This is a genomic window from Pseudoduganella sp. LjRoot289 (assembly GCF_964252925.1).
In the GTDB taxonomy this organism is placed as follows: Bacteria; Pseudomonadota; Gammaproteobacteria; order Burkholderiales; family Burkholderiaceae_D; genus Rugamonas.
Map to the genome: position 1 here is coordinate 4,313,736 of NZ_CAXUPN020000001.1, position 21,792 is coordinate 4,335,527.

The 21,792-nt window shown below is 67.7% G+C and carries 14 protein-coding genes; 2 read left to right on the forward strand and 12 right to left on the reverse strand.

What is annotated here, in order from left to right; genetic code table 11:
• Positions 1 to 31: 31 nt before the first annotated feature.
• Positions 32 to 934, reverse strand: coding sequence for a transporter substrate-binding domain-containing protein (locus ACSQ8Y_RS18410; RefSeq protein WP_436267880.1), 903 nt, complete (start codon positions 932 to 934; stop codon positions 32 to 34).
• Positions 935 to 950: 16 nt separating this feature from the next.
• Positions 951 to 2,531, reverse strand: coding sequence for a methyl-accepting chemotaxis protein (locus tag ACSQ8Y_RS18415; protein ID WP_436267881.1), 1,581 nt, complete (start codon positions 2,529 to 2,531; stop codon positions 951 to 953).
• Positions 2,532 to 2,785: 254 nt separating this feature from the next.
• Between ACSQ8Y_RS18415 and ACSQ8Y_RS18420 the strand changes: the two genes are divergently transcribed.
• Positions 2,786 to 4,843, forward strand: a complete 2,058-nt coding sequence (locus ACSQ8Y_RS18420) for a beta-galactosidase (protein WP_436267882.1) — start codon at positions 2,786 to 2,788, stop codon at positions 4,841 to 4,843.
• Between the two features lie 94 nt (positions 4,844 to 4,937).
• On the opposite strand, the gene ACSQ8Y_RS18425 is transcribed toward ACSQ8Y_RS18420, so the two are convergent.
• From ACSQ8Y_RS18425 to ACSQ8Y_RS18435, 3 genes are all read right to left on the reverse strand, one after another.
• Positions 4,938 to 5,600 carry a response regulator gene (locus tag ACSQ8Y_RS18425; RefSeq protein ID WP_436267883.1) on the reverse strand — a complete coding sequence of 221 codons (663 nt, stop codon included), beginning with the start codon at positions 5,598 to 5,600 and terminating at the stop codon, positions 4,938 to 4,940.
• 144 nt (positions 5,601 to 5,744) lie between these two features.
• On the reverse strand, positions 5,745 to 5,933 hold the full coding sequence (locus ACSQ8Y_RS18430; RefSeq protein ID WP_436267884.1) for a hypothetical protein: 189 nt from the start codon (positions 5,931 to 5,933) through the stop codon (positions 5,745 to 5,747).
• 106 nt (positions 5,934 to 6,039) lie between these two features.
• Positions 6,040 to 7,755, reverse strand: a complete 1,716-nt coding sequence (locus tag ACSQ8Y_RS18435; protein ID WP_436267885.1) for a methyl-accepting chemotaxis protein — start codon at positions 7,753 to 7,755, stop codon at positions 6,040 to 6,042.
• Between the two features lie 255 nt (positions 7,756 to 8,010).
• On the opposite strand from ACSQ8Y_RS18435, the gene ACSQ8Y_RS18440 reads away from it, so the two are divergent.
• Positions 8,011 to 9,927 carry a PAS domain S-box protein gene (locus tag ACSQ8Y_RS18440; protein WP_436267886.1) on the forward strand — a complete coding sequence of 639 codons (1,917 nt, stop codon included), beginning with the start codon at positions 8,011 to 8,013 and terminating at the stop codon, positions 9,925 to 9,927.
• A gap of 16 nt (positions 9,928 to 9,943) precedes the next feature.
• Here the strand turns inward: ACSQ8Y_RS18440 and ACSQ8Y_RS18445 are convergent, their stop codons facing one another.
• The 7 genes from ACSQ8Y_RS18445 to ACSQ8Y_RS18475 all read right to left on the reverse strand — a co-directional run bounded on the left by ACSQ8Y_RS18445 (position 9,944) and on the right by ACSQ8Y_RS18475 (position 21,725).
• Positions 9,944 to 11,542: a putative bifunctional diguanylate cyclase/phosphodiesterase gene (locus tag ACSQ8Y_RS18445; RefSeq protein ID WP_436267887.1), complete on the reverse strand. Its 1,599-nt coding sequence runs from the start codon at positions 11,540 to 11,542 to the stop codon at positions 9,944 to 9,946.
• A 282-nt stretch (positions 11,543 to 11,824) separates the two neighbouring features.
• Positions 11,825 to 14,440 carry a TonB-dependent receptor gene (locus ACSQ8Y_RS18450; protein ID WP_436267888.1) on the reverse strand — a complete coding sequence of 872 codons (2,616 nt, stop codon included), beginning with the start codon at positions 14,438 to 14,440 and terminating at the stop codon, positions 11,825 to 11,827.
• Complete coding sequence (locus ACSQ8Y_RS18455) at positions 14,437 to 16,035, reverse strand: response regulator (protein ID WP_436267889.1); 1,599 nt, start codon at positions 16,033 to 16,035, stop codon at positions 14,437 to 14,439. Before ACSQ8Y_RS18455 ends, ACSQ8Y_RS18450 begins: the two co-directional genes overlap by 4 nt.
• Positions 16,019 to 19,255, reverse strand: coding sequence for an ATP-binding protein (locus ACSQ8Y_RS18460; protein ID WP_436267890.1), 3,237 nt, complete (start codon positions 19,253 to 19,255; stop codon positions 16,019 to 16,021). The genes ACSQ8Y_RS18455 and ACSQ8Y_RS18460 overlap by 17 nt, the downstream gene beginning before the upstream one ends.
• Positions 19,256 to 19,440: 185 nt before the next feature.
• A complete protein-coding gene (locus ACSQ8Y_RS18465; RefSeq protein WP_436267891.1) occupies positions 19,441 to 20,607 on the reverse strand; it encodes an ATP-binding response regulator in 1,167 nt (388 codons plus the stop codon).
• A 146-nt stretch (positions 20,608 to 20,753) separates the two neighbouring features.
• Entirely contained in the window at positions 20,754 to 21,386 is a 633-nt protein-coding gene (locus tag ACSQ8Y_RS18470) for a response regulator transcription factor (RefSeq protein WP_436267892.1), read from the reverse strand.
• 123 nt (positions 21,387 to 21,509) lie between these two features.
• Positions 21,510 to 21,725 (reverse strand): hypothetical protein, encoded by a 216-nt coding sequence (locus ACSQ8Y_RS18475; RefSeq protein WP_436267893.1) that lies wholly within the window; start codon positions 21,723 to 21,725, stop codon positions 21,510 to 21,512.
• Between the last annotated feature and the right edge of the window lie 67 nt (positions 21,726 to 21,792).

The window sequence follows — 21,792 nt, forward strand, 5'->3', positions numbered from 1 at the left end:
CTGGCGCCCGCCCCAGCCCGGCCCTCGCGCGTCAGCGGTAGGCTGCCGGGTCGGCCGCGTCGGTGGGTGCGGACAGCAGTTTCTTCAACGCCGGGCTCATCGCCAGGTTGAGGGTCACCTGCTTGGGCGGTATCGGCGCCAGGAACCATTTGCGGTACAGCTGAGCGATGGCGCCCGTGCGGTACATGTCGATGATGGCGTCGTCGACCACTTTCTTGAACACCGGGTCGTCCTTGCGCAGCACGATGCCGTACGGTTCCACCGACAGGTCGCCGCCGTAGATCACATAGTCTTGCGGATGGCGGGCATCGGCCACCAGGCCATAGAGCAAGGCGTCGTCCATCGCGAACGCGACGGCGCGGTCGGTCTCGAGCAGGTCGAACGATTCGGCGTTGTCCTTGCCCGCGATGATGCGCAGGTCCAGCCCGAGCGAGCGGTTCAGTTCCAGCAGGCCCTTGATCGGCGTGCCGCCGGCGGTCGACACCACGGTCTGCCCCTTGAGCTGCACCAGGCTCTGGAAACCGCTGGCCCTTTTCGACACCAGGCTGTTGGCGGCCACGAAGGTGGTGACCGAGAACGCCACCGACTTCTGCCGGTCCAGCGTGTTGGTGGTGCTGCCGCATTCCAGGTCGACGATGCCGTTGGCCACCAGCGCCATGCGGTTGGCCGAATTCGCCGGCCGGAACAGCACCTCCACGTCCGGCTGCTTCAGCCTGGTCCTGACCGCCTCCACCACGCGCAGGCAGATGTCGATCGAATAACCGACCGGCCGCTGCCGGTCGAGGTAGGAGAAGGGGATGGACTTGTCGCGGAAGCCGAGCGTGACGATGCCCGTTTCCGCGATTTTCCTCAGGGTCGGCGATTCCTGCGCCGCAGCCTGCTGCGACAGCGACGCCAGCACAGCGCATACCGGGAGTAAGGTCTTCAATTTCATGATGGTTCCGCGAACGTCAATGAATGCCGGCCAGCGCCGGTGCTGCCGTACCTGGGACCAGCCGGAAGATGCAGACCGCCCGCGCCAGCGCCTGGGCCTGGTGCTGCAGGCTGCCGGCCGCGGCCGCCGCCTGTTCAACCAGGGCCGCATTCTGCTGCGTCATGCCGTCGATCCGGTTCACCACCTGGCTGATCTCGCCGATGCCGCCACTCTGCTGCGCGCTGGCCGCCGAGATGTCGCGCATGATGTCGGCCACCGACTGTACCGCGCCGACAATATCGTCCATCGCATGGCCCGCATCATCCACCAAACGGCTGCCCTGGTCAACCTTGCCGACCGAGTCGCCGATCAGCGCCTTGATCTCCTTGGCCGCGCCGGCCGAGCGCTGCGCCAGGTTGCGCACTTCGCTCGCCACCACCGCGAAGCCCCTGCCCTGCTCGCCGGCGCGCGCCGCCTCGACGGCCGCGTTCAGCGCCAGGATATTGGTCTGGAAAGCGATGCCGTCGATGACGCCGATGATGTCGGCGATGCGGCGCGAGCAATCCTTGATCGAACTCATGGTGGCGATCACTTCCGACACCACCGCGCCGCCCTTGAGCGCGACCGCCGAGGCGCCCTGCACCAGGTGGTTGGCGCGCCCGGCGTGGCTGGCGTTCTCGCTGACCGTGCCGCTCAGGCGCGCCATCGATCCGGCGGCGGCCTCCAGCGCGCTGGCCTGGGACGCGGTGCGCACCGCCAGGTCGGCGTTGCCGGCCGCGATTTCCTCCGAGGCCAGCGCGATGGTCTCGCTGCCCTCCTTGATCTGGCGCACCGCGTCGACCAGCTGGCGCTGCATCAGCCGCAGCGAGCGCACCAGCCGCCCGGCCTCGTCGTCGCCCCCCTCGGCGATGTCCTGCGTCAGGTCGCCCTGGGCGATGGCGTCGGCGATGTTGCCGGCACGCCGCAGCGGCACCGTGATGCTGCGGGTGATGCCCCAGGCGGTGACCATGCCCAGCGCGGCGGCCAGCAGGCCGATGGCGAGCATGCCCGTCCTGGCGGCCTCGTAGTGCTGGCGCGAAGCCTCGGCCGAGGCCTTCATCGCCGCCATCTGGTGCTCGGCCAATGCCGCCAGCGCCACCATCCACTGTTCGTGCGGGCCGGCCAGGTCCTTCAGCAGCAGCGAAGCGTCGAAGTAATTGCCGGCCGTGACGTAGCCCTGGAACTTGCGCAACAGCGGAAACACCACCGCCTGCCGCGCGACCACCTGCTCCAGCAGCTGCCGGCCCTGCGGCACGGCAGGCAGTTTCTGCAGGCTGTCGAGCGAGCGCGCATAACTGCCCAGCGTGGCCGCCATACGCCCGCTTTCCAGCGCCGCCTCCGCCGTGTCGGTCGGCGCGCTCAGCTTGCGCAGCGTGAGCGCCAGCGAGCCGCCGGTCTCGCGCATGCCGGTGGCGTGGTTCAAGCTTGCCACCTTGTCATTGACGATGGCGTCGGTCAGTGTCTGCATTTGGCTCATCCGCCATAGTCCCAGCCCCAACAGGGCCAGCGCACACAGCAGTATGACACCGAAACCCAGTGCCAGCCGTCCTCCGATTTTCATATTCGCCAAGCCAAGCATGATCCGCTCCCTGTTAGACAGACGACCGCGCCAGGCCCACCCCGGCAAATACATCATCCCAGATGCCCTTGCAGCCACATACGCATATGCAATATTTGCATGGATGCAGGCAAAGTATTGACTAGCGGCATGAAACCATGCCTCCGGCCATGGTGCCCCATATAGTTATCGATATCAATCCCCGAAAAATCGCTATTTGCTTAATTCGCCCGGGACTCGGATAATGCTCGGATCGGAATAGAAAAAAAGGCAACATGAAGCTGCTCGCCCTCCTGCTCTCCCTGGCCGCCGCCGTCCCCGCGCTGGCGCAGAACGCGACCGACCACTTGCTGTTCGGCGCCGCCTACTACGACGAATACATGCCGGTCGAGCGCCTGGCCAAGGATGTCGCCATGATGAAGGCGGCCGGCATCAACGTGGTGCGCATCGGCGAATCGACCTGGGGCACGATGGAGACCCGCGAAGGCGTGTTCGACTTTTCCCACCTGGACCGCGTGCTGGCGGCGATGCACGGGGCCGGCATCGGCGTCATCGTCGGCACGCCCACCTATGCCATCCCGACCTGGCTGGCCAGGCAGCATCCGGACATCCTGGTCACCACGCCGGCCGGCCGCGCCAAGTACGGGCCGCGCCAGAACATGGACATCACCAACCCGCACTTCAGGCGGGCCGCCGAGCGCGCCATCCGCAAGATGCTGGCGCACGTGAAGGACCATCCGGCCATCATCGGCTACCAGGTCGACAATGAAACCAAGCCCTACAACACCTCCGGCCCCAATGTGCAACAGCAGTTCGTGGCCTACTGCAAGCAGAAGTACGGCACCTTGGACGCGCTCAACGACGCCTTCGGCCTGAACTACTGGAGCAACCGCATCAACCGCTGGGAGGATTTCCCCTCCACCGATGGCAGCATCAACGCCAGCCTGTCGGCCGAGTTCGCGAAATTCCAGCGCCGCCTGGTGACGGACTACCTGGCCTGGCAGGCGCGCATCGTGCGCGAGTACAAGCGCCCCGGCCAGTTCATCACGCAGAACTTCGACCTGGACTGGAAAGGCCACAGCCACGGCATCCAGACCGAGGTCGACCATTTCGCGGCCGCCGCCGCGCTGGACGTGGCCGGCGTGGACATCTACCACCCGACGCAGGACAAGCTGACCGGCCTGGAAATCTCCTTCGGCGGCGACCTGGCGCGCTCCATGAAGGCCGGCAAGAACTACCTCGTCATGGAGACGCAGGCGCAGGGCTTCCCGGACTGGACGCCCTACCCCGGCCAGTTGCGGCTGCAAGCCTACAGCCACCTGGCCTCGGGCGCCAGCATGGTGTCGTACTGGCACTGGCACTCGATCCACAATTCTGCCGAGACCTACTGGAAGGGCTTGCTGAGCCACGACTTCGAACCCAATCCGCCCTACCTGGAGGCCAAGGTGATCGGCGCCGAGTTCGCCCGCATAGGCCCGCACCTGGTCAACCTGCGCAAGGAGAACCAGACCGCCATCCTGTTCAGCAACGAGGCGCAGACGGCGCTCAACCATTTCCCGCACGGCCTGAAATACAACGACATCCTGCGCCCCTTCTACGACGGCTTGTACAATATGAACGTGGGCGTGGACCTGCTCGATCCCGGCAGCGGCGCCTTCGACGGCTACAAGCTGATCATCGTGCCGGCGCTGTACGCGGCCTCCGACAGCCTGCTCGAGAAGCTCAACGCCTACGCCCGCAACGGCGGCCATGTGCTGTACACCTTCCGCAGCGGCTTCTCGGACGACAACGTCAAGGTGCGCCACGGCCGCCAGCCCGGACTGATCGCCGAGGCGGCCGGCATCAGCTACGACCAGTTCACCATCCCGCAAGGCGTGCCCCTGGCCGGCCACGCGTTCGCGGTGAGCGGCAAGGACAACGAGGCGCGCAACTGGATGGAGCTGCTCACGCCGGGCAGCGCCCGGGTGCTGGCGCGCTACGACCATGCGGCGTGGGGCAAGTATGCGGCACTGACCGAGAACGACTACGGCAAGGGCCTGGTCACCTACGTCGGCTTCATGCCCTCGGACGCCATGATCGCCGGCATACTGGCCGACGCGGTCGGCAAGGCCGGCGTGGCGCGCGACAGCGCGCTGAGCTTCCCCCTGATCAGCAAGAGCGGCGTCAACCAGCTGGGCAAGCGCGTGCATTACTACCTGAACTACTCCGCCGCCCCGGCCGAGCTCAGCTACGCGAACAAGGACGGCGTATCGCTGCTGAGCAACGCGCCTGCGCCGCAGGGCGCGCTGCTCAAGCTCGAACCCTGGGGCGTGGCCATCATCGAGGAGCGCTAGGCCGGCACCGCCCTGGCGGGGCTAGCCGCGCCAGGCAACAGCATCCGGCCGGCCCGGCCGCCCTGATGCGGCGGCCATTGCCAGGCACGCGCGCCTAACTCAACAGCCCGCGATCGATCCCATAGCGCAGCATTTCCATATTGCTCTGGAAGCCCATCTTTTCCATCAGGCGCGCTTTGTGGGTGCTCACGGTCTTGTTGCTGATAGATAATTCGTCGGCGATCTGGTTCACGCTTTTACCGCCGACGAAGAGCTTGAAGATGCTCATCTCGCGCTTCGACAATTGTTCATGCGGCTGCTCTATCTGAGCGGCCGCGCCTTCGAACACCATCTGCTCGGCCAGCCCGGCATCGATGTGGCGCCCGCCGGCGGCGACCTTGTGCACCGCGGCCAACAGCGTCTCCAGGTCCACGTCCTTGCTCACATAGCCGGCCGCGCCGGCCTTCAGGGCGCCGAGGGCGAGCCGCTGGTTGTCGTGCCGGCCGAACACCAGCATCGGCAAGCTTGGCATGCGGGCTTGAATCCGCCGGATCAGCTCGATCCCGCTGACGCCGGGCATCGACAAATCGAGCAAGATCAGGTCGCACACGCCGGTGCGCAAAAAATCGATGACCTGGCCGCCATGCGTGGCGACGCCCATCACTTCGACATTGTCTGCCAGGTTAAACAGGTGCAACAAGCCGCAACGCACGATCGCGCGGCCATCCGCGATCAAAACTCGAATCATAGGTGCCAAAGTTACTTTCGTCGGATTCAATCTCTCACAGATCTTTCATCCGCATTATTGCTCAAAAGTATAATGTATGTCGCTTGGGAAGCGGAAATTAACACTCGCCCGCCACCAGCATGGCTTCAAACCCGCCCATGGCATGGGCTTGCCGAACAAAACGGGTCAGATGGCTCAGCGCCGAATAGCCGGTCGATTTCGGTAATGTTCGTAGCGGGCGAGCGTGCCGGGCGAGTTTTCCACCAGCGTGCGGAAGGTCTCCAGCAGGCCGGCGGTGCGCGCCGCCACCAGTTGCTCAAGCTCCTGCGGGAATGCTTGCGGGAACGCCCCTGCCGCGGGACGATGCGATACCGGTCCCGTCATCAGTACGTTTCCCGCCCCTCGTGCCTGGCCGCAGCCGGCGCCGGCCGGGCGGCGCCGCTTCCCGGCTTGAACGCACTGATCACTTCGTTGCCCCGTGCAGGCGGCATCAAAACTCTTCCCATTCGGCGCCGGCCCCGTTGGACCGCCTGGGCGCCGCTTTGATACGCGCCGGGCCGCCCGCCAAGCCGTGGGCGGCGGGCCGGGAGCGCGGCAGGCCGACGACGTTGCCGGCGGGCGCCGCGTGGCTGGCCTTCAGCTTGAACAGACCCACCACCTCCACCAGGCTGCCGGCCTGATCCTGCATGGATGCGGCGGCGGCGGCGGCCTCCTCGACCAGTGCGGCATTCTGCTGCGTCGCCTGGTCCATCTGGCTGATCGCCTGGTTGACTTGCTCGATGCCGCCGGTCTGCTCCAGGCTGGCGGCCGTGATTTCGCTCATGATCTCGGTCACGTGGCGGACACTGTCGACGATCTCGTGCATGGTCGCGCCAGCCTGGTCGACCAGCCGGGTGCCGGCCTCCACCTTGTCGACCGAGTCGCCGATCAAGGTCTTGATTTCCTTGGCAGCGGCAGCCGAACGCTGCGCCAGGCTGCGCACCTCGGTCGCCACCACGGCGAAACCGCGTCCTTGTTCGCCGGCCCGCGCCGCTTCCACCGCCGCGTTCAGCGCCAGGATATTGGTCTGGAAGGCGATGCCGTCGATCACGCCGATGATGTCGACGATCTTGCGGGCCGATTCGTTGATCGAGCCCATCGTGTCGACCACCTGCGCCACCACCGCGCCGCCCTTGAGCGCGACTTCGGAGGCCGACAGCGCCAGCGTGTTGGCCTGCCGTGCGTTGTCGGAATTCTGCTTGACGGTGCTGGTGAGCTGCTCCATCGCCGACGCGGTTTCTTCCAGCGAACCGGCTTGCTGTTCGGTGCGCGACGACAGGTCCAGATTGCCGCTCGCGATCTGGTCCGAGGCGGTGGCGATCATGTGGGAACTGAGGTCGATCTTGCCGACTATCCCGGCCAGGCCGTCGCGCATGGTCTGCATCGCATACAGCAGGCTGGAGCGATCGTTGCGCCGGGTCCGGATGTCAATGCCCAGCTCGCCCGCGGCGATGCGCTCGACGATGGCGCGGGCGTAGGCCGGCTCGCCGCCAAGCTCGTTGACCACGCTGCGCGTGATCAGCACCGCCGCACCGGCGCTGCACAACAGCGCCAGCGCGCCGAAGAACAGCATCAGCGTGCGCGCACTGTGGTAGTCCAACTCCGCCTCGGCCGTCGCCTGCTCGTTCTGCTTCGCCTCGAGCTCGCTCAGCCGGCCCAGCTGCTCCCACCATTTCTTTTGCGTGGGCCGGAATTCAAACCGCAACAGCTGGTACGCCTCCTCCCGGCTGCCCGCCAGCGCCAGTTCCGCGCCCCTGGCAATGAACGGGGCCGCCGCTGCGGCGGTTTTCCCTATCTCGTCGAGCAGCGCTTTTTCTTCCGGCGAGGCGTTGGCGGTTGGCGAGTTCAGCATGCGGCGCAGCACCGCCTCCGCCGCCGCGTATTTTTCCGTCTGCACCTTGATCCGCTTGATTTCGATCTGCGATTCGACCGGGTTCTCGCCCAGTAGTATCAGATTGCGCAGCGCCAGCGCACGTTCGGTAATGGTGAGGTACATGACCGAGGCCTGGGCCGCCTGTACGTTGTTCACCTTGGTGATCTCATCCATACGGCTCTTGAGTTCGCTCATGCGGCTCAGGCCCAACAGGGTGACCACGGCCAGCAACAGCGACACCAGCGCGAAGCCTATGCCCAAGCGGGTGGCAACTTTTAAATTCGATATGCTCATTTATTTGTCTTTGATTGGGTGGCCGATGGCAGCTCAGCCACTGTGTCCATGGCAGTCTTTCAATACCGCAGAGTGCGATAACTTTCTTTATGGTAATAATTATTTATAAAACTGTAAATCGGAAATGCCCTAGGCCAGCCTAGGGAAATCCCTACACCGCGCGCACGGCGGCAGTGGCGCGCGTCCTGGCAGCCCCTGCGCGTAGAATCGTGTGAAGCAGAGTTATCTCAATTCAGCACCAGCCCAGGCACGCATATGAGCAATCCGGATAAACAGCAGCGCAAGATAATACAGGCGGAACGGATACAGCTGTTCATCGCCAGCGTCACCGATTACGCGATCTATATGTTGTCGCCGGACGGCATCGTGAACAGCTGGAACGCCGGCGCCGAACGCTTCAAGGGTTACACGGCTGACGAGATCATCGGCAAGCACTTCGGCCGCTTCTACACCATCCAGGACCGCGCGGCCGAGCGGCCCGGACGCGCCCTGGCCCGCGCGGCCGAGCACGGCCGCTTCGAAGACGAGGGCTGGCGCGTGCGCAAGGACGGCACCACGTTCTGGGCCAGCGTGGTGATCGACGCGATCCGCGACCACGACGGCGTCCTGCTGGGCTTTACGAAAATCACCCGCGACATTACCGAGAAGCGCCGCACCGAGGAAGCCCTGCACGCCAGCGAGGAACGCTTCCGCCTGCTGGTGCAGGGCGTCACGGACTATGCGATCTACATGCTCTCGCCCGAGGGCCGCGTCACCAACTGGAACGAGGGCGCTCGGCGGATCAAGGGCTACACCGCGGACGAGGTGGTCGGCACGCACTTCTCGCGCTTCTATGCCGAGGAGGACCAGCGCGCCGGCCTGCCCATGCAAGCCCTGGCGACCGTGCGCCGCGAGGGCCGCTTCGAAAAGGAAGGCTGGCGCGTGCGCAAGGACGGCAGCAAGTTCTGGGCGCACGTGGTGATCGATCCTATCTTCGACGCCGGCGGTGCGCTGGTCGGCTACGCCAAGGTGACGCGCGACGTGACGGAGCGGCGCAACGCGGCCGAGGTGCTAGAACGCACCAAGGCGGCGCTGTTCCAGTCGCAGAAGCTGGAAGCCATCGGCAAATTGACGGGCGGCATCGCGCACGATTTCAACAACTTGCTGAACGTCATCATCAACGGCATCGATTTGCTGCGCCTGACGCCGGATCACGGCGCGCGGCTGAAGGTCGTCGACAGCATGGAGCGCGCGGCCCAGCGCGGCGCCTCGCTCACGCAGCAGTTGCTGACCTTCGCCCGCCAGCAACCCGTCAAGACGGAAAAGCTCGACCTCAACCTGGTGATCGGCTCCTTCGAGGCGGTGCTGCGGCGGGCGGTTCCCGGTTCCGTCCAGCTGCATCTGCAGTTGGCGCCGCAGCTGCCGGAGGCGGAGATGGACCTGGCGCAGTTCGAATCGGCCCTGCTCAACCTGGTGGTCAATGCGCGCGACGCGGTCGGATCGGGCGGCGCCATCGACATCACGACCGCCGCCGTCGACTTGCGCGCGGGCGACGTGGGCGGCCTGGGCGCCGGCCGCTACGTGCGCGTCGGCGTCAAGGACGACGGCGCGGGCATGCCGCCGGACGTGATGGAGCGCGCGCTCGAACCCTTCTTCACCACCAAGGAGGTCGGCAAGGGCACCGGCCTGGGACTCAGCCAGGTCTACGGCATGGTGCAGCAGGCCGGCGGCGACCTGAGCATGGCGTCGGCGCCGGGCGCCGGCACCGACATCGCGCTGTACTTCCCGGCTATCGCTGGCGCCGCCGACGACGCCAGCGCCGCTGCGCCGGCCAGGCAGAAAATCCTGGTGGTCGACGACCAGCCGGAAGTGCTGGCAATCGCCATCAATCTGTTCCAGGGCCTGGGCTACGACGTGCTGGCGGCGAACAACGCCGGCGAAGCGCTGAACGCCATAGGCCGCCATCCGGACATCGGCGTCCTGTTCACCGACGTCGTGATGCCGGGCATGAACGGCATCGAACTGGCGAAGGAGGCCAAACGCCGCCTGCCGGAGCTGAAGGTGCTGCTGGCCTCCGGCTACGGCGCCACGCCGCTGCTGAGCCGTGAAAGCGGCGCCGACGCGCTGCCCTTGCTGAACAAGCCGTACCGGCTGCACGACCTGCTCAGGCACTTGAAGGCGATATACGGCTAGGCAGGGATCGGCCGGCTCACGCAGGGCTGTCAGCCAGCATGGCGTCGAACTCGCTCAAGGGCATCGGCTTGCCGAAAAAATAACCCTGCGCCAGACGGCAGCCGTGCGCTTGCAGATAGGCCGCCTGCTCCGCCGTCTCGACCCCTTCGGCCACCGATTCCAGGCCCAGCGCGACGGCGATCGACAGCATCGCCTTCACCAGCTCGCATTTGCCGCGCTGCTCCGGGATGCCGCTGACGAAAGAGCGGTCCAGCTTGATCTGTTCGACCGGAAAACGGTTCAGATAGCTCAGCGCCGAATAGCCGGTGCCGAAGTCGTCGAGGGAAATCGACAAGCCCATCGCGTGCAGCGCGCCCAGCATGGCAATCACCTCCACGCTGTCTTCCAGCAGCAGGCTTTCCGTGATTTCCAGTTCCAGCCACTCCGGCCGGCAGCCGCTGTCGGCCAGGATGGCGCGCACGCTGCCCACCAGATCGTTGCGCAGGAACTGGCGCGCCGACAGGTTGACCGACAGCTTGACCGCCTGCGCACGGGCGCCGTTCCAACGGGCCGCCGTCGCGCAGGCGCTGCGCAGCACCCACTCGCCTATGCTCACCATCAATTCGGACTCTTCGGCAACGGGAATGAAGCGGTCCGGCGCCACCATGCCGTGCCCGGGGCGGTTCCAGCGCAGCAAGGCTTCGGCGCCGGTCACGCGGCCGCTGCGCAAATCGACCTGCGGCTGGTAATGCAGCACCAGTTCGCCGCGCTTGCCCGCGGCGCGCAAGGCCGACGCGATTTCGACGCGTTCCAGCGAGCGCCTGGACAACTCCTGGCTGTAGTGCTGGTAATTGTTGCGCCCCATTTTTTTGGCGTGGTACATGGCCGAATCGGCATACCGGTACAGCGCATCGACGTCGGCGCTGTCGTCCGGATAGACCGCAATGCCGATGCTGCCGGTCACGAACAGCTCACGCCCGTCGATGACGAACGGTTCGGCCAATTGCGACAGGAGCTTGCCGGCGACGAGGCCCAGGTCGCCGCGCTGGCGCACTTCGGGCAACAAGATGGCGAATTCGTCGCCCCCCAGGCGCGCCACCGTGTCGCGCTCCCACACGCAGGCGAGCATGCGGCGCGCCGCCTCGCACAGCAGCTGGTCGCCCACGGCGTGGCCCCGCGTGTCGTTGACATCCTTGAAGCGGTCGAGATCGAGGAACATCAGGCCGAACTGGCGCCCGTGGGCGCCGGCGTCGGCGATGGCCAGGGCGATGCGCTCGGACAGGCGCAGGCGGTTCGGCAGCCCGGTCAAGCTGTCGAAGAAAGCCTGCTGGTGCACCTGCCTGCGGTATTGATCGATTTCGGCAACGTCGCCGCCCCGCGCCCATGCATGCGGGGCGGCTCCGGCGTGGCCGGATTCCGGATCCGGGCGCGGCGTCCTGCCCGGCGAGCCGTGCGCCACGTCGGTGGCAGCCACGCGCAACTGCGCCAGCTCGCGCTGGCAGACGCCGATTTCATCGCGCAAGCGCTGATTGGCCTCCAGTAAGCCGGCGGTGCGCTCCGCCACCAGCCGCTCCAGCTCGCCCGCCCGCGCCTCCGCCGCCGGACAATGCGATACCCCTTCCGTCATCAGCAGCATATCCATTCCTCATGCAGGGCCTGTAGCCCTGCGCCCGAAGAACCGGTACGGAAATTTTCAATCTTCATGGATAGCTTTCTCACATTGCTGCCTTCTACTGCGCCGGGCCGTAACCGCAGTCCGGCCGAGCCCGCCGGAGGGCGAAAAATATCCATATAGTAATTATTCTTAGGGCATCCGCAAATCGGGATCGCCTGAAGCGCTGCTAGGGAAATTCCTACCAACGCGGCGGGCGGCGCGCCGCACCGCGCCGGCAGCGCCCCGCCCCTGCCGGCGCCATGCTCAAAGACGGAACTGCGCCGTCACGCTCAGTTGGCGGTCGTTGGTCCACAAGCTCTGCGGCCGCGTGGCGCTGCTGAAGTTGGCGCGCCGCACGGTGCGCAGCAAATTGCCGCCTTCGATCGACAACGTCAGCCCGGAACTGAGCTTGTAGCCGACAGAAGCGTCCAGCCAGCCATAGCCGTCGGTGTAGACCGGCAGCACGCCCAGGCCGATGGTGCTGTTGATGCTGCTGAGGAATTTGTCGCGCCAGTTGTAGGCCAGCCTGGCCGACCACGGACCGCGCTCGTACATGCCGACCAGATTGGCGCTGTGGCGCGACAGGTTGGGCAGCGGCGTGTCGGCGCCCAGCAGGCTGCTGGGCGTGGCGCTGTCGACGAAGGTGTAGTTGGCCTGCGCGCCGAGCCCGCCCAGCCAGCCGGGCAGGAAATCGTACATTTGCTGGTAGCCCAGTTCCGCCCCCTTGATGACGGCGCGCGTGCTGTTGTACGGCCGGGTGACCTGGTAGACCGCGCCGTCATGGCTTTCCGGCTGGCTGGCGGCGCCGATAAAGCCGTCCACCCGCTTGTGGAACACGGTGAGCGTGGCCGAGGCGGCCGGCCCGAGATAGCGTTCCAGCGCGAAGTCGACATTGTTGGCGCGTATCGCTTGCAGTGCGGGATTGCCGGCGGTGCCGGTGTTGGCGCTCGGCGTATTGCTGTTGGGCACCAGCGTGAGCGACGGCGACAGCTGGTCGAAATTGGGCCGGGTCACCGACTTCGCGGCGGCGCCGCGCAGAATCAAGTCCGGCGCCAGCCGGTAGCGCAGGTTCAGGCTGGGCAGGTAGTCGTGGTAGGCATGGTCGACGCCGATCGGCGCGATGGCGCCGCTCGACGGCAACGATTGCATGCCCTGCACCGCTTCGCGCGTGCGCACCAGGCGCACGCCCGCGTTGCCTTCCAGCGGCAGCGTGCCGCCGTTGAAGCGGGCCTGGACGTAGGCCGCGTCGGTCTGTTCGCGGATGCGCCACACGCCCAGCGCGCCGCCGGCCGCCGGCAGCGGCGCGGTCAGCCCCGCCAGGCGGCGCAAGGCGGCCGCGTCGCGGGCCTGGGCCAGGTCGCCGACCAGGTAGTTGCTGGGCCCCTGCCCGCCGTCCGGGAAGAAGCTGGAAAACGGATACGCGGCCGCCAGCGACGGCGCCGCCGCCAGCGCCAGGCCGGCCGGCACCGGCGTGTCGCCGAATACCAGGCCGGGCGCGTTGCCGGCGTCGCGCCGGCCCAGGCGCACGCCGGCCGACAGGCTTTCCAGCCAGCCGTCCAGACCGTAGCTGGCGTCGAACTGCAGCGCGTTCAGCTTGCCGTCGTAGGGACGCGTGCGATAGGCGATGCCGGCGACCTGCAACTGGCCGGGATCGAGCAGTTCATTGCCCGGCAGCGTGACCGACGGTTGCGCTCCCGTCAGGTCGGTGCGCAGCGTGGCCGTCCTGCCGGTCAGCGTGGGGCCGGCGAAATACAGCGCATTGTGGCCGGCGCTGTGGCTGAGATCGGCCTTCAGGCGCAGCGCGCCGCTTTGCCAGCTGCCGCCCACGGCCAGCGCGCGGTTGCGGTCCACCGTGTCGCGCGCAAAACTGAGGATGCTGGCCGGCGCCCCAAGCCAGCTGACACGGCTGACGTCGCTACTACCGTCGAACAGCGACACGCTGCCGGGCACGAAGGCCGGCGCGATGCCCAGGGTGATCTGATAGGTGTCTTGCCGCGTGAAAAATTGCTCGTAGCGGCCCTCGGCATACAGCTCCGCGCCGGGCGCGGGGCGCCACTGCAGCATGGCGGAGGCGGCGTCGCGCTCGCGCCGGCCGGTGCTGGCCGACTCGCCCGTGTTGCTGGGGACCGCCACCTGGCGGCCCGGCACCAGGTCGCCGCGCAGCACCGGCGCGCCGAAGCTGTTCTGGTCTTCGCGCCAGGCGCGCCGCTGGTGCACCAGGTTGAGCAGCGCGCCGAATTCGCCGCCGGCGCCGCGCCAGCGCTCGCTGGCCAGCACGGACCATTGCGGCTGCGTGTGGCCGGCCAGCGCGCCGTGCACCAGGCGCGCGGTGCCGGCCAGCTGACGGCCGGCGAAATCGAAGGGACGGCGGGTGCGCAAGTCGATGGTGCCGCCCAGGCCGCCCTCGATCTGCTCGGCCGAGGCGCTCTTGTAGACGTCGATGCCGGCCACCATCTCGGCCGGCACGTCGGCGAAATCGAGGTTGCGGCCGGTGCCGGCGGTAAACACTTCGCGGCCGTTGAGCGTCGTCTCCGTCTGCGTCAGGCCGCGGATGGCGACGTTGGCGCCCTCGCCCCGGTCGCGCGCGATCTGCACTCCGGTCACCCGTTGCAGGGCGTCGGTCACGCTGAAGTCGGGCAGTGCCTGGATGGCGTCGGCCACCACCGAGTCCACGATGGCGAGCTGATCGCGCTTGATCTGCTGCGCCGTCATCAGGCTGGCGCGCTTGCCTTCGACCACCACCGGCGGCGCCGTGGCCGGGCCCGGGGCAGCTTCCTGCGCGGTGGCGGCGGTGGCGGTGGCACACGCCAACGCCGCCCAGCCGAGGCAATAGCGCTGGTAAGGTCGTTTATAGGATTGCATGTTGCGAACTGATTTCATAAGGTCTCTTCTTTGGTTCGTGTTTGTGATGCCGGCGGCAATGGCAGGTGCACGCTGATGCGGGTGCTGCCGCCCGGCCGGCTGCTGACGGTCACCTGCCCGCCCAGGTTCAGCACGCGCTCGCGGATGCCGAGCAGGCCGAAGGTATGCGGCCGCACCCGCGCCGGGTCGAAGCCGCCGCCGTCGTCGTCCACCGCCAGCTCGCACTGCTCGCCGCTGCAGCGCAGCGTGACGGCGGTCTCGCTGGCGTCGGCATGGCGGGCGATATTGGTCAGCGATTCCTGCACGATGCGGAACACGGTGATGGCTTGCTTCTCGTCCAGTTGCCCGTCCTCCAGCGCCAGCGTCAGGCTGCAGTCGATGCCGCTGTGCTTGCGGAACTCGTCGACCAGCCACTCCAGCGCCGAGCCTATGCCCAGGTCCAGCGCGGCCGGCCGCAGCGTGGTGGCGACGTTGCGCACCACGCCGATGGCCCGGTCGACCAGCTCGGTCATGCCGCGCACCTGCTCGTTCAGGCCGGGCACGTCGGCGCCGAAGCGCACCCGCAACAGCGCCGTCTGCATGCGCAGCGCGGTCAGCGACTGGCCCAGCTCGTCGTGCAGCTCGCGCGCGATGTGCTTGCGTTCGTCCTCGCGCGCGCATTCCTGGTGCGCCCCCAGTTCGCGCAACTGGGCGTGGGACGCGGCCAATTGCCGTTCCGCCTGCTTTTGGACCGTGACGTCGCGGCCTATGGCCAGCACGCCGATGATGTCGCCGCCGGCGCCGCGCTCGGCGCTCATGCGGATCGCCACATCCCGCAGGCGGTTGCCCGTGGCCGGGAAGGACAGGCCGACCTCGGTCTGCTCGCCGCTGTCTATCACCGATTGCAAGATGGCCTCGAAGCGCGCCAGCGGCAGGTCGGCGCGCCACTCCTGCGGCCGGATGCGCCCCAGCGCCTGGCCCGGGCGCAAACGCATGGCCCGCTCGTACGCGGGATTGGCGTAGGTGCGGCGCAGCGCCCAGTCGTAGCGCACGATGGGATCGGGCAGGTTTTCGCTGAGGGAGCGGAACTTGGCCTCGCTGTCGCGCAGTTCGGCCGTGCGCGCCGCCACCTGCTGCTCGAGGTTGTCGCGGTATTGCCGCAGCGCTTGTTCGGCCGCGCAACGCTCCCGGTTTTCAGCCAGCAGCAAGGCGTTCTGGCCGGCCAGCCTGGCCTGCATCGCGGCCAGGCGCAAATGGGTCGTCACCCGCGCCAGCACTTCCTCGGCCTGCAGCGGCTTGGTCACGTAGTCGACCGCGCCGGCGCGGAAGCCGGCCACCTTGTCGACCGTGCCGCTGAGCGCGGTCATGAAGATGACCGGCACGGCGGCGGCCGGCGCGGGGCCGGCCTTCAGGCGCCGGCACACCTCGAAACCGTCGATGCCGGGCAACATCACATCGAGCAGGATCAGGTCGGGCGGCGCGAAAGCGACCCGCCGCAGCGCCTCGTCGCCGCTCTGCGCCACCGCCAGGTTCAGGCCCTGCCGTTCCAGCATGGCGACCGCCACCGCCAGGTTGGCCGGGGTGTCGTCGACGATCAGGATGGTGCGGTCGCGCAGCTCAGGCGACATGGTCATGGTTCACTCCTTCTTGCAGGCCCAGGTGGCGCTCGACCAGCTGGAGCAAGGCCTGCGATTGATAACGTTTGGCCAGCTGCCGCAGCTGCGCGGCGAAGGGCCGGTAGCGGCGGTCCAGCTGGCCCAGATAATCGGCCCGTTCCACGATCTTGCGCATATTGCCCACTTGGACCAGGTGGTGCAGGATCGCCATTTCGGCCGGCGGCGGCAGCACCAGCGGCGCGCCGTCCCCGTCATCGCCGTCCGGCGCGCTGCGCGGCGCCGGCTGCCGCTGCCACTCCAGCTCCAGCCAGTGGCCCAGCCGGGCCAGCAGGGCGTCCAGGTCGAGCGGCTTGGGCAAGCTGTCGTCAAAGCCGGCGTCGAACTGCCGCTGGCGGTCGTCGGCGCCGGCGCTGGCCGACACGGCGATCACCGGCACGTCGTGCATGGCGCTGTCGCGGCGCAGCCGGCGCACCGCCTCCAGGCCGTCCATGCCAGGCATGACGACGTCCATCAGGATCAGGTCGGGCCGCTGCCGCGCGGCCAGCTCCAGCACCGCCTGGCCGTGCGCCGCCTGCGCCACCTCGAAGCCCAGCGGCTCGAGCATGTCGGCCAGCAGGCGGCGGTTCTCCGGCAGGTCGTCGGCGACCAGCAAGCGCCGCCGCCGGCCGAGATAGCCGACGATCATCTGCGGTTCGGCGCTGTCCGGCGCCGGCGCCGCCAGCACCGGCAGCGTCAGCTCGAACCAGAAGCGGCAGCCCTGCCCGGGCTGGCTTTCGACTGCGATCTCGCCGCCCAGCAGGCGCACGAACTGGCGGCTGATCGCCAGTCCCAGGCCGGTGCCGCCGTGGCGCCGCCGCGTCTCGCCGGCCTGCTCGAACGGCAGGAAGATGCGCTCCAGCTGGCCGGCCTCGATGCCGACCCCGGTGTCGGCCACCTCGAAGCGCAGGCGGCCGCCGTCCAGCGCCTGCACCCGCAGGCTGACGCCGCCCCGGTCGGTGAACTTGACGGCGTTGGCCAGCAGGTTGAGCAGGGCCTGGCGCAGGCGCTGCTCGTCGGTCAGCACCAGGGCCGGCACGTCGGCCCCGATGTCGCAATCGAAGGCCAGTCCCTTTTGCTCGGCCCGCACCCGCAGCATGTCGGCCAAGGTCTGCAGGCACAGGCGCAGCGGCACCGCGCCCAGTTGCGCTTCCAGCTTGTTGGCCTCGATCTTGGCCGAATCGAGCAGGTCGTTGATCAGGGTCAGCAAGTGGTCGCCGCTGTCGTGGATCACGGCCACGCCGGCGCGCTGGCGCTCGCTCAGGCCGGGGTCGCGCCGCAGCAGCTGGGCATAGCCGAGGATGCCGTTGAGCGGGGTGCGCAGCTCGTGGCTCATTTGCGCCAGGAATTCGCTGCGCAGGCTGGCCAGCCGCTGCGCTTCCTGCAGCGCCGCTTCGCGCGCGGCCTCGGCCTGCTTGCGCTCGCTGACGTCGCGCGCGTAGCCCACCGTGCCCAGCACGCTGCCGTCCTCGTCGAGCACCGGCGCCTTGAAGGTCTCGACCCAGACCAGGCCGCGCTCGGTGGCCCGCTGCGCCTCCACCGTGCGCGCCTCGCGCGTGGCCATCACTTCCTGGTCCTCCAGCCGGACATGCGCGGCCGTATCCGGCGCGATGTCCTCGTCGGTCAGCCCCACCATCGAGTCGATGTCGCGCGACCAGACCGACGCGACGGCGCGGTTGACCGCCAGGTAGCGGCTGTCGGTGTCCTTGAACCAGACCCACCACGGCAGCGTGTCGATCAAGACCCGCAGGTAGCGGGTTTGCTGGCGCAGCGCGGCGGTGCGCTGCTGCACCTTGACCTCCAGTTCGGTGTTCAACTGCCCCACCAGGCGGTGCGAACGGCGCAGCCGGGCCATGAAGACGGCGATGCAAAGCAGCAGGGCCAGGCTGCCGCCCAGCACGGTCCACATCCAGCCCTGCTGCAGGGCGCGCCGCTCCAGTTCGGCTTGCTGGCTGGCGTTGCTGAGGGTCAACTTTTCAATATGGCGCTGCTTGCTCTCCGACTCGTAGCGCTCGGTCAGCTCGATCACGCGCGCGCTGGTCTTGTCGCGCGTCGCCTTGGCGCCCAGTTCGGCCGCCTCCAGCGAATACGCGTAGGCCAGCTGGTGGTTGCCGCGCCGCGCCGCCAGCGCCGCCAGCTGGCGCGCGCTGTTGCTGACATAGCCTTCCAGGCCGACTTCCTTGGCCAGCCGGTAGGACGCTTCGACATCGCTCCAGGCCGCAGCCAGATTGCCCAGTTGGGCATGCTCGGCGCCGCGCGCCGTCAGCGACCACCACAGGCCGATGCGGTTCGCATAGCGCTGGTAGGTGACCGCCACCTGGTCGAACAGGCGCAGCGCTTCGGCATGCCGGCCCTGCTTGGACAGATTGGTCGCCAGGCCATGCAGGCAACTGTTCAGGTAATACGGCCCGCCCACCTCGCGGAACAGTTGCACCGCCTGCCGTATCAGCGTTTCGCCGCCGTGCAGGTCGCCTGCGGCCGCCTGCTGGGCCGCCAGGCCGGACAGGGCCAGGGCCAGCAGTATTTTCGAGCCGTCGGCGCGCGCGGCGTCGGCCATGGCAGTGTAGTGGCGCATCGCCTCGGCACGGTTGTCGCTTTGGGCAAAGGAAATCGCCATGCACTGGTGGCCGAAGGCCAGCGCACGCGGCAGGGCGCTGACGCGGGCGATCTCCATCGCCTGCACGCAGATCGCCACCGAGTCCTCGAGCTTGCCCAGCCGGCTGTATGTCATGGCGGCGCGCAGCATGGCCTCGGACAGCAGCACCGGCCTGGGCACGCCGTCGAGGATTTTGACCGCGTGGCTGGTGGCGCTGACCAGGCGGTCGATGCGGCCCTGGCTCACCGTGCTCAAGGCCAGCACCATGTCGGCCTCGGCCTGGCCGATGCGGTCGCCTTGCTGGCGCGCCTGCTCCAGCGCGCGCTCGGCCAGCGCGCCGGCGGTGTCGCTGTGCGCCAGTATCAGTTCGGCGCGGGCCAGCAGGTTCAGCGCGCTGGTGAGCTCGGCGCCGGTGGCGCCGGCCGGCGCCGCCTGCAGCCGCTGCGCCTGCTCAAGGGCGGATACGGCGTCGCGCTCGACCAGGGCCGACACGCGCGGCAGCTCGGCGCGCCATTGCGGCAGCGACAGCGCCTGGGCACCGGCGGCCGGCGCCAGCCAATAGCAACAGGCGGCCAGCAGCCAGACGCCGCCGCGCGCCCCCGCCATCCCCCCCGGCAACCGCCTGTCCCCCATGCCCAGCCCCGCATTCACTCACGATGGCGCCCGATCCCCACGGACACGCCGACGCACTCGGATAACTGGTTAGTTTGCCATAAGGCATGTTTTTTTACCATCAGGTAATCTTGATAAGGCGGTAGGGAAATCCCTACAGCGCTGCGCGGCGCGTGCGCTCACGCCGGCGGCAGCGGCAGCGTGGCGGCGATGCGGGTGCTGCCGCCAGGCCGGCTGTCGACCGTGACCAGGCCGCCCAGGCTCAGCGCGCGCTCGCGCATGCCGAGCAGGCCGAACGAGTGCGGCGGCACCCGGGCCGGGTCGAAGCCGCAGCCGTTGTCGTCCACCTGCACCGCGCACTGCTGCGGGCCGCAGCGCAGCGTGACGGCGCTCTCGCTGGCGCCGGCATGGCGCGCGATATTGGTCAGCGATTCCTGCACGATGCGGAACACGGCGATGGCATGCTCTTCGTTCAGCTGTTCCCCCTCAAGCATCAGCGTCAGGCTGCAGTCTATGCCGCTGTGCTTGCGGAACTCGTCGACCAGCCATTCCAGCGCCGAGCCTATGCCCAGGTCCAGCACGGTCGGCCGCAGCGTGGTGGCGACGCTGCGCACCACGCCGATGGCGCGGTCGACCAGTTCGGTCAAGCCGCGCACCTGCTCGTTCAAGCCGGGCACGTCGGCGCCGAAGCGCACCCGCAGCAGCGCAGCCTTCATGCGCAGCGCGGTCAGCGATTGCCCCAGTTCGTCGTGCAATTCGCGCGCGATGCGCCTGCGTTCGGCCTCCCGCGCGCATTCCCGGTGCGCCCCCAGTTCGCGCAATTCGGCCGTGCGCGCCGCCACCTGCAACTCCAGACTGTCGCGGTACTGCAGCAGCGCCTGCTCGGCTGCGCAACGTTCCCGGTTTTCGGCCAACAGCAAGGCATACTGGCTGGCCAGCCTGGCCTGCATCGCGGCCAGCCGCAAATGCGTGGCCACCCGCGCCAGCACCTCTTCGAACTGCAGCGGCTTGGTCACGTAGTCGACCGCCCCGGCGGAGAAGCCGGCCACCTTGTCGGCCAGGCCGCTGAGCGCGGTCATGAAGATGACCGGCACGGCCGCGGCCGGCGCGGGGCCGGCCTTCAGGCGGCGGCACACCTCGAAGCCGTCGATGCCGGGCAACATCACGTCCAGCAGGATCAGGTCGGGCGGCGCGCAGGCGACCCGCAGCAAGGCCTCGTCGCCGCTGTGCGCGACCGACAGCAGCAGGCCCTGCTGCTCCAGCATCGCCAGCGCCAGCGCCAGGTTGGCCGGATTGTCGTCGACGATCAGGATGCTGCGGCCGCGCAGCTCAGGCGACATGCTCATGGTTCACTCCAGCTTGCAAGCCCGGGCGGCGGCCCGGTTGCAAGCAGTATGCCGTGGCGTGCAACTGATTCCTATCAGGCATTCTTGATATGCTTGTAGGCCCATCCCATCACGCGGCACAGGAAATCCTTACACCACCCTTACATTCAGTTGCCCAGTGCATGATCGATCCCATAGCGCACCATGTCCGCATTGCTCTGGAAACCCATCTTTTGCATCAGCCGCGCCTTGTGGGTGCTGACGGTCTTGTTGCTGATCGCCAGCTCGTCGGCGATCTGGTTGACGGTCTTGCCGCCGACAAAGAGCCGGAAAATGCCCAGTTCGCGGTTCGACAGCTGCTCATGGGGCGGCGCGCCCTGCCCCGCGTCGTTGTCGAACACCAGCAGTTCGGCCAGGCCGGGGTCCAGGTAGCGCCCCCCCGAGGCCACCTTGCGCACTGCCAGCAACAGCGTCTCGGGATCGCCGTCCTTGCTCATATAGCCGTTGGCGCCCGCCTTCAATGCGCGCCGCACCACCAGCGCCTCGTTGTGCATACTCAACACCAGGATGGGCAGCGCAGGCGCGTGCGCCCGCAGGCGGGCGATCAGCTCGACGCCGCTGGCGCCGGGCATGGACAAGTCGAGCAGCACCAGGTCGCACGGCGTGGCGCGCAAGCTCTCCATCACCTGCCCGCCATTGGTGGCCTGGGCCACCACCGTCACGTCACCGGCCAGCGCAAACAACTGCAGCAGGCCGGCGCGCACGATGGCATGGTCATCGGCAATCAAAATTCGTATCATGATAGAGGCGGCCTTCCGGAAAGAATCCAATCAACAGTAGCGATCATGCTACCAGACAACTGGTCTGACCTCTGAGGCTGTGCCATTACTGCAACAGAAGGCTGGCGCCCGATGCCGGGCTTGCTACGCCGCGGCCGCCGGGCCGGCATTGCCGGAAGGGGGCGTGAGCGCAAACCTGTCCAGCATGGTGTCGATGGTATCCTCGGCCTGCTTCCGGCCTTCCTGGTCTATCTGGAACTGCAGGTCACGCAAGGTTTGCGACGTCCCAACCAGCGCATCGCGCAGGGCGATCAGCTTCGCCACCAGGTCCTGCCCCTCGGGCATTTCAACAGCATTCATCACATTTCCTCGATATCGGTCAACCAGGGGCAACGCTATCACGTCGAAAAAATTCAAGGAATCAGCA